A 13952-nucleotide genomic window follows, 5' to 3' on the forward strand; every position below is an offset into this window, starting at 1 on the left:
TTGTCGACGGCGCCGGGCGCGGCGCCGCATCCGCGCGGCGCGTGTGCGCCGCTCACTCACGGCTGCCGACCTCTCTGCGGCGGACGAACACGGTCAGGCCGCCGCCGATGGCCCCGAACAGATGCGCCTGCCACGACACACCGCTGTGCACGCCGAAGATGCCGGTGAACATCGTCGTGCCGTACATCACCACGACGATCACGGCGATCCCGGCGTACGCGAACCGGTGTGCGAGGCGACCGGGGGCGAGCACCCGCACGACGACGTACCCGAAGTAGCCGAAGACGAGCACGGACGATCCGACAGTGAGGGTGCCCGGTGCGTTCACCAGCCAGGTGCCCGCGCCTCCGATGAGCGCGACCATGGCGGTCACCGCCCAGAAGCGCTTCGCCCCTTCAACGGCGACGAGGCAGCCGAGCACCAGGAACGGCACGGAGTTCGCGATCAGGTGCGCCCAGCCGGCGTGCAACAGCGGACCGAGCACAACGCCCTGCAGACTCCCCAGATCCCACGACCGCAGGCCCCATCCGACGAAGCTGCCCGGGAGGACGGCATCCGCGAGCTGGATCACCCACATCAGCGCGAGCAGCCCCACCGGGGCGAGGAAGCGCGTGAAGTAGGGAGAGGCCGGGGCGGGAGCGGATGCGGTCACACGACGATCTTCGCAGGACAGAGCGGGAGGAGGCTGGGCGTCGACGCCTCGCCGCTGTGGGAGGATCGGGCCATGCAGTATGACGGTGTTCCGCGGGTGGTCTGGCGATGAGGCGTCGACGCATCGTCCTCGAGGAGAACCGCCGAACGTTCGATGCGCTGGTGGATCGCTTCGGCGCGGCCGCGCTGCGTCATGCGCAACGCGTCTTCATGACGTTGGAGGATGCCCAGGACGCGGTCGAGAATGCGTTCGAGCGCGCCTGGGTCGTTGTGCGCGATGGCGGGTCGGTGAACCTGAGCTGGCTGCTGCGCGTCATCGACACCTCCAGCGGAGACGGCCAGACCCCGGCGCCTGTTCGGCAGGCCCCGGCGCTACTCGGCGAGGTGCTGCGCGCTGCCGCGTCGCCGGAAGGCGATCTGCGGATCGATCTGGAGTGGGTGTTCTCAGGCCTGTCCATTGGGGAGCGCCATCTCATCGAACTGGTCGACATGGACGGCTGGACCGTCGCCACGGCAGCCAAGATGCTGGGGCTTCGCCAGGCCGTGGCGCGCAAACGCCTTCAGCGCGCACGGCAGAAGCTCCATGCGCTGCTGTTCGCCGCCGAGGTCGGCCTCCGAGCGGGAGGTGAGCATGTCCGATCTGCGTGACGATGAACGACTGCGTTCGCTGCTGCGGCGCATCGATCCGGCCCAGGCGGCATCCGACGCCGGTCCGCCGGCATTTCTGCGCGCACTGCGCGACCGCCTCGCCGCCGAACAGGCCGCGGCCCGCAGTCGCGAGCGCCGCCGCGCATCGCGGCGCTTCGGCTGGACTCTGGCTGTCGCATCCCTGGTGGTGGTGGCCACCGTGTCGGTGTCGGTGGCGTTGGGTGGTCAGCGTGCCGAGGCCGTCAGCCCCGTTCCGCTGTCGTTCACGGCTCCGGCGCCGGTGCCGCAGGTGGTCGCCGAGGCGACGGATGCTCTGAGCGGACCCGCCGGAGCCGAGAACCCGGCTCGGCGGGTGCACACGATCTCATGGGCGATTTCGATCGATGACGGGGAGTTGCAGGCAGCGGTGACCCCGCAGATCGTCGAGCTGGAGTGGAACCCCGATCTCTCGGGCCACTCGCTCGTCGTCGAAGGCCGTGTGCAGCCCGGGAGCGATGGCGGGCCGGGACGCGTCAGCGCCACCGACACCGTGGTGTCGCAAGTGACATTCGCCCCGGGTGAGTTCGGTGTGCCGAGTCCGGAGGCTCCCCCAGCGACCGTGGCCGGCATGACAGAGCTGCTGACGATGTACGGCATGCCCGAACGCCCGAGCGCGGGAGATCTGGTGCAGTCGATGGTCACGGTGATGGACTACTGGACGCTCAGCGATACGCAGCATGCAGTGCTGTTGGAGATGCTCGTGAGCACCGGTGGGGCGGCCTCGTTGGGGCAGTCCGTGGATCGCCTCGGCCGGGACGTTGCGGGAGTGCAGATCGCTTCGACCATCGATGGCTTGACCGACACCGTGCTGCTCTCGTCGGACTCGGGACGGATCGTCGGAGTGGAGACGATGCGCACCGTGGCGGATGAGACGGTACCCGCAGGCACCGTTGTCGAGTACCGGATGTGGGACTCACAAGAGGAGCAATGACCATGAAGCGCAGCAGCACGATACTCGCGGCCCTGACCACCGCCGTCGCCCTCGTACTGTCGGGACCGGCGGCACTCGCCACGGATGCCCCGCCGGAGCCGAGCGCTGATATCGCCGCGGTGATGGCAGCGGTGCCCGGCGGCGTGCTGCTGGATGCGCACCATGCGACGTGGCCGGCGCTCGGGCTGGAGATGACCTCGGCGAGTGGTGTTTCGACACGCACTCTCTCGTCATCCGCGGTCGGGTCGTCCGCCGTCGGCACGGCTTCGGTCGGTTCCTGCGCCAGCGGCAGGGTGTGCGCCTTCTCAGGGGGCAACCTCAGCGGCAGCCGACTCAGCTGGTCGACGTGCGGCACGTTCTCGATCAGCGCGTTCACCGTGCGCTCCATCGCCAACGCGCGCTCGACCGGCTACCTCCAGGCCCGCAGCGGCACGACGGTCCGGGCCACGGCGAAGGCGGGCGCATCGGCGAACGTGTTCGGCAGTGTGACGAACGTGCGCTGCGTGAGCTGAGCGCCCCCGGCAAAAGAAAAGACCCTCCGCGCACCCGACAGAGCCCGGTTACCCTTGCTACGTTTCCGTCCTGGGGGAGTTGGCCTGGGTGTCGTCACGCGGAGAGCCGTCGATCAGTCTACCCGACGCTGCGCGCGGCGCTGACCGCCGGCATCTCGGGGAACCCCTCGCTTCACACCGGGTTACGATCGAGGCACGCACCGTCGCGCACGAAGGGCATCGCATGCACGAGAACGTTCCGCAGATCACCGCCGAGCAGTTCGCCGAGCAGACCGCGCGCATCACGGCCTCGGTCACGTCGGTGATCGACGGCAAGCCGGATGCCGTGCGCAGCGCGCTGATCTGCCTGCTCGCTGAGGGGCACCTGCTGATCGAGGACGTGCCGGGCGTCGGAAAGACGATGCTCGCTCGCGCGCTGGCGGCGAGTGTGGATGCCACGGTGCGGCGCATCCAGTTCACGCCGGACCTGTTGCCGAGCGACGTCACCGGGGTCGCCGTGTACGACCCGGTGGGGCGGGAGTTCGAGTTCAAGCGCGGCGCTGTGTTCGCGCACATCGTCATCGCCGATGAGATCAATCGTGCCTCCCCCAAGACGCAGTCGGCGCTGCTGGAGGCGATGGAGGAGCAGCAGGTGACTGTCGACGGCGCCACGCACCGTCTGCCCGAGCCGTTCCTGGTGGTCGCGACGCAGAACCCGCTCGAGATGGAGGGCACGTATCCGTTGCCGGAGGCCCAGCGCGACCGGTTCATGATGCGGATCTCGATGGGATACCCGGATGCCGCGTCCGAGACTCTCATGCTGCGCCAGCGTGAGACGTCCAACCCGCTGTCGGCGATCGTGCCGGTGACCGACGCGGCGACCGTTGAGCAGTTGATCGCCTGGGCGCGGCGCGTGCACGTCGCCGAGTCGCTGGAGGAGTATGCCGTCGCGCTCGCACAGGCGACCCGCATGGACCCGAGCCTTCACCTGGGGGCGAGCCCGCGCGCGACCCTGCAGCTCGTGCGCGCGGCGAAGGTCGCGGCCGCGCTCGATGGGCGCGACTTCGTCGTTCCCGACGATCTCGCCGACCTCGTGATCCCGGTGTTCGCTCACCGGTTGCTCGCGGCGCGTGGCGTGCACCGTGCCGGGGCGCAGCCCGTCGAGAGCGCCCTGAAGCAGATCGTCTCGCGCGTGCCCGTGCCGTTCGCCGGCGCACGCGTCTGAACCACGCAGACCAGATTCGACCACAGAGACCATGAGACGTCGTAGGTTGACCGCCCGCGGATGGGGATGTCTGGTCATGGGCATCCTGCTGGCGATCGCGGCCAACGTCGCCGGCGCTCGCCCGCTGCTGTACCTGGGCGTGCTGCTGGTGCTGCTGCCGCTGGTCTCGATGCTCGTGGCGTACGCGCCGCGGCGCCGCGGCGTCGTGTCACGGCAGATCTCGACCGATCTGCTCACCGTGGGCGAGTCCTCGCGCGTCGCCCTGCGGTTCGATCTGTACGCCCCGGGCGTCCCCCGTGGTATCTGGCGCGACACCTTGCCGGATGCCGTGCGCGGCGATGCGCAGGGCCAGTATCCCGGTGACTCCGCGCTGCTGCGCTATGAGCTTGAGGGCGTGCAGCGCGGCATCTCGACCCTCGGCCCGCTGGTGCTGCGCACCGTCGACCCGTTCGGTCTCGCGCAGCGCGAACAGGAGTTCGGTGACACGCGCACGATCACGGTCGTCCCTCAGGTCGTGGCGCTGCCGTCGCTCCCCTCGAAGGTGGGCGCCGCGGGCGGTGCTGCTCAGACCCGGTCCACGCGCCTCGGGCAGGGCGCCGACAACCTCATTCCTCGGCCGTACGCGTCCGGCGACTCCCGCCGACGCATCCATTGGCGTGCGACGGCGCATCACGGCGAACTCATGGTGCGCCAGGAGGAGGAAGAGGCCAGTCCCGACGCCGTCGTCGTGCTCGACCGTTCCGCCGCACGCTGGGACCGGCCCGCCGACGGGCCCGATCCGGAGTTCGAGACAGCGGTGTCGCTGTGCGCGTCGGCGGCCCTGCGGTTCGTGCAGGACGGCTACAGCGTCGACGTCATCGACAGCGCGGGCGGCCTGCTCGGCGCGCTGCGCGGACACGAGGACGACCGCGAAGACCTCATGGTCGCTTTGGCCACCGTGACACCCCGCGGTGAGGCGCGCGATCTGCGCGCGATCGTCGGCAGCACTCCCCCAGGACCACTCGTCGTGATCACGGGGCGGATCTCGGTGGCGGATGCTGACCGCTTGAGCACCGCGGGGGCGGCAGCACCCCTGCTGTTCGCCGCCGGCGCAGAGCGCGGCGCGCTGAGCGCGGCGTCCGCGCACGGCTGGAACACCGCCGCGGTCACGTCCGGCGATGAGCTGGATCAGACGTGGGCGGATGCCCTCCCTCAGGCGCAGGTGTCCGGTGTTTGATTCGGTGACGGCGGACTCCGCGGCCACCCGCGCCACGGAGCGTAGGGGAACCGCCGATCTGCGTCCCGTCAGCCCCATCGTCCCGGGATTCCTCGCAGGAGCGACGATGCTCGTCGCGCTCTGGCCGTACACCGGGGCGATCATGCCGGGCACGTGGACGTTCGTGGCCTTCCTGGCGATCATCGTCGCCAGCGGCGCGGGTTCGCTCGGGCGTGTGATCTTCCGGCGGCTGCGCGCGGGCATCCGCGATCTGCTCGCCCTCGCGGTGCAGGTCACCATCACGATCATGGCGTGCACCGCCCTGCTGGCGAGCGATACCGCCTTTCTCGGGCTGATCCCGACGCGACTTTCGGGGCAGCTGATCGCCGTGCGGATGCAGCAGGCGATCGATGAGATCGCCGGCGGTGTAGCACCGATCGCGGCATCCGCCGGGCTCGCGACAGCAGTCGGAGTGCTCTTCGCCGGCGTGACGATCCTCGTCGACCAGCTGCTGGCGCACCGGCAGATCCTGCTCACCGTGCTGCTCACCTCGGTGATCGGGGTGCTGCCGATGCTGGTCTCGTTCGGCTCGCTGAACATCGCGTGGTTCCTGATGCAGGCTGTCATGATCCTGATCATGCTGCGCTTCGGTGCCCGGCACGATGCGTCCGCGCCGCGACGCACCTCGGCGCTGGCCGCCGCGATCGCCGGTGCCACCGCGATCGCCGTGACTCTGCTGGTGACGCCGATGCTACCGATGGGCGCGGCGCTGTCGGGCACCGGCCCGACGTTGACGGTGCGGGCCGACCTGCGCCTGGGCGATGATCTTCGCCGCCCCGAAAGTGTCGAGGCTCTGACGCTGGTCACCTCGGGCACCGCTCCCCCGTACCTGAGGTTGGCCACGCTGTCACGGTTCGACGGCGAGATCTGGCGACCCGACCGCACCGATCTGCAACCGCTCGGCGAGGGCTTCGGCGAGCGCGACTGGGGCGAAGCGATCGAGACGGCTGAACGTCGGGTCTCGATCCGGGTGCTCAACGTGTCCAGCGACCGCCTGCCGGTTCCCTATGCTCCCGAACGCGTCACCGGCATCGACGGCGACTGGCAGGCGATGCCCGCGGGACGCACCGTCATCAGTGCGACCGAGAACGCGGCGGGCGCCGACTACACGGTGCGCACGGCGACCGCGGCGCCGACGCTCGAGCAGATCCGCCGGGCACCGGCATCCGACCTCGGACGCGCCCTCCCGCGCACGGTGAACCTGCCACCGGTCATTGCCGACACGGCCCGCTCGGTGACGGCCGAGGCCGACACCGACTACGACCGTCTGATCGCCCTGCAGGACTGGTTCCGCAGCGAGTTCACCTACTCACTCGATGCGCCGGTCGACGAGGGATTCGACGGTACCGGTGCTGACGCCGTCGCCACCTTCCTCGACAAGCGCACCGGGTACTGTGTGCACTTCGCGGGCGCTTTCGCGCTCATGGCGCAGGCCCTCGACATGCCGGTGCGCATCGTCGTCGGATATCTGCCCGGCACCGCGACCGACCAGAGACGCGACGACGACATCGTCTACTCCGTCTCGAGCGACCAGCTGCATTCGTGGCCCGAGGTGCACTTCGACGGCATCGGATGGGTGCCTTTCGAGCCGACGGCCACACTCGGTGTGCCCACCGCTTTTCTGTCGGAGACCTCCGCGGGTGGGAGCGGCGACGGGCCCGACGCACCGACACCCACCACGGCGCCGACGACAGCACCGTCCGACGTGCCGACCGGCGGACCCGACCGCCTCGATGAGCAGTCCATCGGTGATCAGCAGCTGCAGACGCTCAATCCGCTGCCCGTCGTGCTGATCGCCCTCGGAGCGCTCCTGCTCGCGCTGCTGCCCGCCCTGGTGCGTGGGGGCACGCGGATGCTGCGCATCAGCCGAGCCCGTCGAGGAGACGCCATGGCGGCGTGGCAGGAAGTGCGCGACACGATGGCCGACCTCGGTCTACCGTTGCACGCGGCCGACACGGCTCGCGTCCGCGCTCGCTATGTGGTCGCCGAACGCGGCGCGGACGCCGACGCGATGCGGCAACTGGTGGAAGCTGTCGAACACCGCAGCTATGCGCCGATGGCATCCGCTGATGATGATCTGTCCGTGCCGCTGCGCGGTGTGCTCACGGCACTCGAACGCAGTGTCGACGGCCACCGCCGCGTGACGGCACGATTGCTGCCGGCGTCGCTGTGGCGCCGCGCCGCTTCGCTTCGCGGACGCGTTCAGGAGGCGTGAGCGCGGTGCTCGTCGCAGAGCACGACGTCGCAGCTCTCGCAGACGACGAACTGGCGCCGGCACGAGAGGTCGGGGCAGTTCGCGGTGCGCTTGGTCGCACCTCCGCAGCCTATGCACTCGCCGATCACCGCGGCATGGTCTGAGAAGTCGATCGACCCGCGCCCGTCGAACACGTACAGCGATCCCTCCCACAGGCCGTCGTCGCCGTACTTCTCGCCGTACCGGACGATGCCGCCCTCAAGCTGGTACACCTCGCCGAACCCGCGCGCGATCATCAGACTCGACAGCACTTCGCAGCGAATACCGCCGGTACAGTACGTCACGATGGGCTTGCCCTTGAGATCGTCGTATGCGCCGGATTCGAGCAGCCCCACGAAATCGCGGGTCGTGTCGGTGTCGGGCACCACGGCGTTCCGGAACCGGCCGATGTCGGCCTCCAGCGCATTGCGTCCGTCGAAGAACACCACCTCATCGCCGCGCTCGTCCATCAGCTCGTGCAGCTGCTCGGGGCTCAGGCGCGCTCCACCGCCGACGACGCCGTGATCATCCACCGCCAACTCGCCGGGGGCACCGAACGAGACGATCTCGTCACGCACCTTGACGCTGAGCTTCGGGAAATCGGTGCTGAAGCCGTCGGCGTCGAGGCCAGTGCCCTCGCTCCACTTGATGTCCGCGTCCTTGAACGCCGGATAGTCGCGGAACCGCCGCAGCCACTTCTTCACCGCCGGCAGGTCACCGCCGAGCGTGCCATTGATGCCGTGCTCCGAGATCAGGATGCGCCCGCGCAACTGCAACGACGCGCAAAGGTCGCGCTGCCACAGTCGGATCGCATCGGGATCGGCCAACGGGGCGAACGCGTAGAACAGCACGATCTTCGGAGTGGGCATCAGCCGATTCTACGTCGCGTGGCTCGGAGTCCGCCGTCGCCGACGGATGCAGAAAGGGCCCCGTAGATGCGGGGCCCTTTTCGGCGGTGACGGAGGGATTCGAACCCTCGGTTGCTTGCACAACACACGCTTTCCAAGCGTGCTCCTTCGGCCGCTCGGACACGTCACCAGGAACAACCTGTCCATCCTATCCGATGACGAGGGCGGGATCGAACCAGCCCACTCAGTCGACCAGGTGCACCCCGTACACGACGGTGTCGGCATCGGCCTGCAGACGCTGCATGCCCAAGCGGTCGTAGAACGCGCCCGCCCCCGTGTTTGTGGCGTTCATACCCAGGTGCAGACCGGGAACGCCGCGCCGCTTCAGCTCGGTGAACAGCGTCTCGATCAGCTGTCGCCCCAGCCCCATCCCCTGGGTCTCTGGCAGCAGGTCGATGTGCAGGTGTGCCGGGTACTCGGCGGCGTGCGCGTTCGTTCCCGGCGCCCGCCGACTGGCGTAGCCGATGATGCCGTCCTGTCGGGTCGGCTCCGCCGCACCCGACAGCGGGTACGCGCCCATGCGCGTCGGCCACCACTCCTCGCGGAACCACTGTTCGAAAGCCTCGGTGTCATCCGTCGCGACGACGTAGCCGATCGTGCGCCCGTCGTCGGATTCGACGACCCAGGTCAGGCCCGCGTCGCGCACCGCGTACGGCACCGCGAAGATGTCGCCCCACAGGCGGTCGTCGGTGAACATCCCGGTCGCATCGCCACCGGCATCCGCGGTCTTCACGCAGATGTCGTAGAGGGCGTCCCGGTCGGCGTCACGGTAGGGTCGGATCTTCGGCACGGGGGCTCCTCGCTGATGCGGCTGGCGGACCCGACCAGCCTAGCGAGGCCCAGCCCCACAGCATCCCCGCCACGAGCAGAGCCGCCGACGCGCCGACCAGCGCTCCCCCGATCGTGTCGGTGATCCAGTGCACCGCGAGGATCGTGCGCGACAGCGCCATGACGAGCACCCACAGCACACCGACCACCGCGACCCAGACACGGGGGAACACCAGCCACAGCACGACGGCGATGGTCGCCGCATTCGCGGTGTGCCCCGAGGGGAACGATCCGAAGTCCGATGCGACCAGCATGTCATCAGGGCGCGCACGCGCGAACAGGTTCTTGAGCAGCTGGGTCAGTCCCGCGCTCACGATGAACGCCGAGGCCGCGAACACCGCCGATCGCCACCGTCGTACCGCGACCAACGACGCCACGATCAGCAACGGCACCAGCAGCACCGCGATCCACCCTCCGCCGACGCGGTTCATGAACAGCGCACCCCACAGCACCCACGGTTCGCGCAGCTGCGCCGCCACGCCGTTCCAGAACTCGTCCAGGGCGTTCGTCGCCCCGGCGGGCACCGTCACCACGAGGATGCCCAACGCGATCGCTGCGGCGAGCAGCGCCCCTCCGGTGATCAGTAGCGCCCGTCTCGTCATCACCCCATTGTGCCCGGTTCGGGCATCCGCACCAGAGCGAGGGCTATCCTCGGGGCATGAGCGCAGACCAGCCGTTCCTGCTCGCGGCTTCGGCCGCCGACTTCGTCGCTGCCCACCCGGTCGAGGCCGGCCGGGTAAAGCCACACCGCACCCTCGACGGCGACGGATTCAAGATCCGCACCCTCGTCATGGATGCCCGAGCCATCATGCGGGAGCACCGCGCCCCCGTGCCGATCCTGGTGCAGGTCGTGTCGGGGCGCATCCTGTTCCGGGCCGGCGGAGCCGAGCACGATCTCACCGCGGGTGGCGCGATCCAGGTCCCCGCCGGCATGCTGCACGAACTGGAGGCTGTCGACGCCTCGCACGTGCTGCTGGTGTTGCTCGGCTGATCACCCCTTGGTAGAGCCGGCGAGCAGGCCGCGGACGAAGTACCGTTGCAACGCGAAGAAGACGATCAACGGAACGATGATCGAGACAAACGCTCCGGCGGTGAGCAGGTGCCAGTCGTTTCCACGGGTACCCGTGATCTCGGCCAGCAGCTTGGTGATCGGCGCGGCGCCGCCGTCGGCGAAGACGAGGGCGACGAGCAGGTCGTTCCAAACCCAGAGGAACTGGAAGATGGCGACCGAGGCGATCGCCGGCATCGTCAGCGGCAGAACGATACGGAAGAAGATCTGCCCTCGCGAAGCGCCGTCCACACGCGCCGCCTCGATGATCTCGCTCGGGATCTCGGACATGAAGTTGTGCAACAGGTAGATCGCCAGCGGCAGCGCGAACATCGTGTGCGCGAACCACACCTGCGCGTAGCCTCCGGATGCCCCCAGCGGCAGGGTCACCTGCAGGCCGAACAGGTTCAATCCCCTCGAGAATGTGCTCAGCAACGGCACCAACGCCATCTGGATCGGCACGATCTGCAACGCGAAGATGAAGATGAACAGGAAGTTGCGCCCCTTGAAGTCGATCCAGGCGAACGCGTACGCCGCCATCGACGCGATCATCAGCGGCACGATGGTCGCGGGGATGGTGATGGCGATCGAGTTCACGAAAGACTCGAGCATCGTCAGCTGCGTCGTACCGGACGAGAGCACATCCACGTAGTTCTCGCCGGTGACCTCGGGGTTCAGGAAGAACTCCCACCACCCGCTCGTGAGAATCTGATCCCGCGGCCGGAACGACGAGATGAACAGCCCGAGCGTGGGGATCGTCCACAGCACCGCGATGATGATCGATGCCGCCGAGGCCCATGGCCGGCTCAGTCGCTTGCGGGCCCGTCCTGCCGAGGCGTTCAGCCCACCCCCGGTCGTGATCGCGCGGGTGCTCATCGCTACGTCGGACTGCGGGGTCGCCGCCGTCCCTGGGTTCATCGCGCTGCTCATCGGATCTCCCGCTGCTTCTGGATCTGACGTGCGTTGTAGACGACGATCGGCACAACAAGCACGAAGAGGATGACGGCGAGCGCTGCACTGCGCCCTGCCTCGAATTTCGAGAACTGGGTGTACATCTCGTTGGCGAGCACGCTCGTCTCGTAGTTTCCGGCGGTCATCGTGCGCACGATGTCGAACACCTTCAGCGATGCGATCGAGATGGTCGTCAACACGACGATGAGAGCGGGACGGATGGAAGGGACGGTCACGGATCGGAATCGCTGCCAGGCGTTCGCACCGTCAAGCTCGGCGGCTTCGAGAAGCTCGGTCGCCACGCCCTTGATGGATGCTGACAGGATGACCATCGCGAACCCGGTCTGCACCCAGATGAGGACGACGATCAAGAAGAAGGTGTTCCACGGAGGGTTCAGCAGGAACTGCTGCGGTTCTCCCCCGAACCACACGAGGATCTGGTTGAGCAGGCCGATCTGGTCGTACTGCGGCCCGCGGTACTCGTACATGAACCGCCAGATGATGCCGGCGCCGACGAACGAGATCGCCATCGGCATGAAGACCAGTACCTTGTAGACCTTCTCGCCGCGCGTGCGGTCGATGAACACCGCGTACGCCAACCCCACGATGGTCGAGACGGTCGGGACGACCAGCACCCACACGATCGTGTTGACCACGACGCGGATGCCGTCGGGCTGACCGAAGATCCACAGATAGTTGTCGAGGCCGATGAAGCTCTTACCCGACGAGTTCATGAACGATGCGACGAACGTCTGGATCGACGGGAGCACGAGGCCCACCGTCAGCAGCAGGAACGCCGGCGCCATGAACGCCACGAGTTGGATGAGGTAGCCCTTCCCCGCGCGCGATCGATAGTCGAGCAGGAAGAACACGCCCCCGACGACGACTGCCACACCGATCGCCCAGTAGTACGAGCGGAAGAACCACATCACGGCGAAGGGGACGAGCAGGCACATCGCTAGTCGCGCGGCGGTGTACCAGGGCCCGGAACGCGGCGCGACGTCGACGAGGAACAGAATGACGGCCACGACGATCGCGAAGGCGATGACGACGATCACCGCCTGCACGACAGGTGGCATCGTGCCCACCCATTGGAAGAAGTCAGTCGCGGTCACATCGATTCCCTTGCACGAGTGGCGATGATCCGTGCACCGTTGCCCGGATCAGGTCAGAGGTGGAGTGGGCCGCCCGAAGGCGGCCCACCCGAGTCGGTCAGCCCGCGGGCCAGCCCGTCTCGATCTGCTGGAGCACCTCATCGGTCGACGTGCCGTTGACCCAGGCGACCATTCCCTTCCAGAACGTGCCCGCGCCGACTGCACCGGGCATCAGGTCACTGGCGTCGAACCGGAACGTGGTGTCGGGATCCTGCAGGATCTTGATGGTCTCCTGAAGGATCGGGTCCTGCGCGTTGGCGGGGTCCAGTCCGTTGTTGGCCGAGGTGACGCCGCCCAGGCTCACGCGGCTGTTCGCCCACTCGGGGCTGGAGAGGTACGCGAGCACCTGCTGCGTTGCGGCGGAGTCGCTGAACGCTCCCACGATCTCACCTGCGCCCGTGACCGCGCTGGCGTCTGCACTCTCGCCAGGGAGCATGAACGCCCAGACGTCGCCGTCCTCAGCGATCGTCGTGCCATCGGGGAAGAAGCCCGACAGGAACGATGCCTGGTGCGTGAGTGCGCACGATCCGTCCGCGACCTTCGGGGCGACATCGCCGAACGCGGTCGAGTTGATCGAGCGGACGTCACCGAATCCGGCATTCACGTTGGCCGGGTCGAGCAGGATGTCGCCGACGGAGTCGAAGGCGGCTTTGATCTGCGGATCGGTGAACGGCACGTCGTTGGTGACCCACTGGTCGTACACATCGGGGCCCGCCTGACGCAGCACGTAGTCCTCGACCCAGTCCGTGCCTGGCCATCCGGTCGCCGTGCCGGACTCGAAGCCTGCACACCACGCCGGTTCGCCGGTCGCCGCTTGGATGGACTCGGTGAGCGTCTGCATCTCATCGAGCGTCGTCGGAACCTCCACGCCCCACTCGGCGAACTTCGTCGGCGAGTACCAGATCCAGCCCTTGACGTTCGCCATCAGGGGCGCGCCGTAGAACGTGCCGTCCACCGTTCCGTAGTTGACCCAGTCCTCGGTCCAGTACTCGTTCGCGTTCTGCTCGACCTCGGCGGGTGCGGGCAGAAGGAAGTCACGGGTGGCGAAGTCGGCGAAGAGTCCCGGCTGCGGGAAGATCGCGATGTCGGGCGGGTTCCCGCCCTGTGCACGGGTTCCGAGCTGCGTCTCGAAGTCCTGACTGCCCTCGTACTTGATCTCGATCCCGGTCTCTTCCTCGAAACCGGCCCAGGACTCCTGGAGCAGCTCTGCCTCGCTGTCGACGATCGTGCCGTAGATCGTGACGGTCTCGCCGGCCACGTCTTCACTGCCGGCGTCGCTGCCGCCGTCCGGTGCGCCAGGAGCTCCGCACCCTGCCAGTGCGACGCCCGCCGCACCGAGCAGTGCCAGCGGCGCGAGGCGCCGATAGCGCTGTGACTGTGCCATGTCATTTCTCCTCTTCGAGTGGGTCTCTGCTCCCCGACGCGGCGTGTCCCGCAACAATGAGGAACCGATTCCAGAACAACCTACTTGTCTTGGACGCCCCGACACAATGCCCGCACGAGCCGTTCTCGACAACCGTTGTCCAGCCGTGACCCGTTGCGTGGGAGCGCTCCCACAGCATAGCGTGTGGAACCGGTTCCGCGACACGG

General features: G+C 68.1%; 14 protein-coding genes, 1 tRNA gene and 1 other RNA gene. 7 read left to right on the forward strand and 9 right to left on the reverse strand.

What is annotated here, in order from left to right; genetic code table 11:
• Nucleotides 1-52: 52 nt before the first annotated feature.
• Nucleotides 53-652 carry a rhomboid family intramembrane serine protease gene (locus PTQ19_RS12245; protein ID WP_274367548.1) on the reverse strand — a complete coding sequence of 200 codons (600 nt, stop codon included), beginning with the start codon at nt 650-652 and terminating at the stop codon, nt 53-55.
• A gap of 107 nt (nt 653-759) precedes the next feature.
• On the opposite strand from PTQ19_RS12245, the gene PTQ19_RS12250 reads away from it, so the two are divergent.
• From PTQ19_RS12250 to PTQ19_RS12260, 3 genes are read left to right on the forward strand one after another with little or no spacing between them, the layout of a single operon-like run.
• Nucleotides 760-1299 carry an RNA polymerase sigma factor gene (locus PTQ19_RS12250; RefSeq protein WP_206824509.1) on the forward strand — a complete coding sequence of 180 codons (540 nt, stop codon included), beginning with the start codon at nt 760-762 and terminating at the stop codon, nt 1297-1299.
• On the forward strand, nt 1283-2269 hold the full coding sequence (locus PTQ19_RS12255) for a hypothetical protein (RefSeq protein ID WP_206824508.1): 987 nt from the start codon (nt 1283-1285) through the stop codon (nt 2267-2269). The genes PTQ19_RS12250 and PTQ19_RS12255 overlap by 17 nt, the downstream gene beginning before the upstream one ends.
• Before the next feature lie 2 nt (nt 2270-2271).
• Complete coding sequence (locus PTQ19_RS12260; protein WP_206824506.1) at nt 2272-2781, forward strand: hypothetical protein; 510 nt, start codon at nt 2272-2274, stop codon at nt 2779-2781.
• A 14-nt stretch (nt 2782-2795) separates the two neighbouring features.
• Here the strand turns inward: PTQ19_RS12260 and ffs are convergent.
• Nucleotides 2796-2892: signal recognition particle sRNA small type (gene ffs / locus PTQ19_RS12265), an RNA gene on the reverse strand.
• A 112-nt stretch (nt 2893-3004) separates the two neighbouring features.
• On the opposite strand from ffs, the gene PTQ19_RS12270 reads away from it, so the two are divergent.
• From PTQ19_RS12270 to PTQ19_RS12280, 3 genes are all read left to right on the forward strand, one after another.
• On the forward strand, nt 3005-3985 hold the full coding sequence (locus PTQ19_RS12270) for an AAA family ATPase (RefSeq protein ID WP_179410119.1): 981 nt from the start codon (nt 3005-3007) through the stop codon (nt 3983-3985).
• 76 nt (nt 3986-4061) lie between these two features.
• Entirely contained in the window at nt 4062-5201 is a 1140-nt protein-coding gene (locus PTQ19_RS12275) for a DUF58 domain-containing protein (RefSeq protein ID WP_274367549.1), read from the forward strand.
• A gap of 106 nt (nt 5202-5307) precedes the next feature.
• Complete coding sequence (locus tag PTQ19_RS12280) at nt 5308-7455, forward strand: transglutaminase TgpA family protein (protein WP_274367550.1); 2148 nt, start codon at nt 5308-5310, stop codon at nt 7453-7455.
• Here PTQ19_RS12280 and PTQ19_RS12285 read toward each other — a convergent pair.
• From PTQ19_RS12285 to PTQ19_RS12300, 4 genes are all read right to left on the reverse strand, one after another.
• Entirely contained in the window at nt 7443-8342 is a 900-nt protein-coding gene (locus tag PTQ19_RS12285) for a rhodanese-related sulfurtransferase (protein ID WP_206551505.1), read from the reverse strand. The genes PTQ19_RS12280 and PTQ19_RS12285 overlap by 13 nt on opposite strands.
• Nucleotides 8343-8426: 84 nt before the next feature.
• A tRNA-Ser gene (locus PTQ19_RS12290) sits at nt 8427-8511 on the reverse strand.
• Between the two features lie 54 nt (nt 8512-8565).
• The gene (locus PTQ19_RS12295) at nt 8566-9171 is read right to left on the reverse strand and encodes a GNAT family N-acetyltransferase (protein WP_274367551.1); all 606 of its coding nucleotides are present in this window, start codon (nt 9169-9171) and stop codon (nt 8566-8568) included.
• Complete coding sequence (locus PTQ19_RS12300; protein WP_179410114.1) at nt 9146-9811, reverse strand: phosphatase PAP2 family protein; 666 nt, start codon at nt 9809-9811, stop codon at nt 9146-9148. The genes PTQ19_RS12295 and PTQ19_RS12300 overlap by 26 nt, the downstream gene beginning before the upstream one ends.
• Before the next feature lie 56 nt (nt 9812-9867).
• On the opposite strand from PTQ19_RS12300, the gene PTQ19_RS12305 reads away from it, so the two are divergent.
• Nucleotides 9868-10200, forward strand: a complete 333-nt coding sequence (locus tag PTQ19_RS12305; protein ID WP_274367552.1) for an AraC family ligand binding domain-containing protein — start codon at nt 9868-9870, stop codon at nt 10198-10200.
• On the opposite strand, the gene PTQ19_RS12310 is transcribed toward PTQ19_RS12305, so the two are convergent.
• From PTQ19_RS12310 to PTQ19_RS12320, 3 genes are all read right to left on the reverse strand, one after another.
• Nucleotides 10201-11187, reverse strand: a complete 987-nt coding sequence (locus PTQ19_RS12310; RefSeq protein WP_425313116.1) for a carbohydrate ABC transporter permease — start codon at nt 11185-11187, stop codon at nt 10201-10203.
• Nucleotides 11184-12323 (reverse strand): carbohydrate ABC transporter permease, encoded by a 1140-nt coding sequence (locus PTQ19_RS12315; protein WP_224818701.1) that lies wholly within the window; start codon nt 12321-12323, stop codon nt 11184-11186. Before PTQ19_RS12315 ends, PTQ19_RS12310 begins: the two co-directional genes overlap by 4 nt.
• Before the next feature lie 97 nt (nt 12324-12420).
• Nucleotides 12421-13746, reverse strand: coding sequence for an ABC transporter substrate-binding protein (locus PTQ19_RS12320; RefSeq protein WP_206821875.1), 1326 nt, complete (start codon nt 13744-13746; stop codon nt 12421-12423).
• Between the last annotated feature and the right edge of the window lie 206 nt (nt 13747-13952).

It is taken from the genome of Microbacterium esteraromaticum (assembly GCF_028747645.1).
GTDB classification, from domain to species: Bacteria; Actinomycetota; Actinomycetes; order Actinomycetales; family Microbacteriaceae; genus Microbacterium; species Microbacterium esteraromaticum_C.

Excerpts from the sequence above, each read along its gene's own strand:
- PTQ19_RS12250 (WP_206824509.1), top strand. The coding sequence starts at position 760 with ATGAGGCGTCGACGCATCGTCCTCGAGGAGAACCGCCGAACGTTCGAT.
- PTQ19_RS12320 (WP_206821875.1), bottom strand. The coding sequence starts at position 13,746 with ATGGCACAGTCACAGCGCTATCGGCGCCTCGCGCCGCTGGCACTGCTC.
- PTQ19_RS12270 (WP_179410119.1), top strand. The coding sequence starts at position 3,005 with ATGCACGAGAACGTTCCGCAGATCACCGCCGAGCAGTTCGCCGAGCAG.
- PTQ19_RS12280 (WP_274367550.1), top strand. The coding sequence starts at position 5,308 with ATGCTCGTCGCGCTCTGGCCGTACACCGGGGCGATCATGCCGGGCACG.
- PTQ19_RS12310 (WP_425313116.1), bottom strand. The coding sequence starts at position 11,187 with ATGAGCAGCGCGATGAACCCAGGGACGGCGGCGACCCCGCAGTCCGAC.
- PTQ19_RS12285 (WP_206551505.1), bottom strand. The coding sequence starts at position 8,342 with ATGCCCACTCCGAAGATCGTGCTGTTCTACGCGTTCGCCCCGTTGGCC.
- PTQ19_RS12305 (WP_274367552.1), top strand. The coding sequence starts at position 9,868 with ATGAGCGCAGACCAGCCGTTCCTGCTCGCGGCTTCGGCCGCCGACTTC.
- PTQ19_RS12255 (WP_206824508.1), top strand. The coding sequence starts at position 1,283 with ATGTCCGATCTGCGTGACGATGAACGACTGCGTTCGCTGCTGCGGCGC.
- PTQ19_RS12300 (WP_179410114.1), bottom strand. The coding sequence starts at position 9,811 with ATGACGAGACGGGCGCTACTGATCACCGGAGGGGCGCTGCTCGCCGCA.
- PTQ19_RS12260 (WP_206824506.1), top strand. The coding sequence starts at position 2,272 with ATGAAGCGCAGCAGCACGATACTCGCGGCCCTGACCACCGCCGTCGCC.
- PTQ19_RS12275 (WP_274367549.1), top strand. The coding sequence starts at position 4,062 with ATGGGCATCCTGCTGGCGATCGCGGCCAACGTCGCCGGCGCTCGCCCG.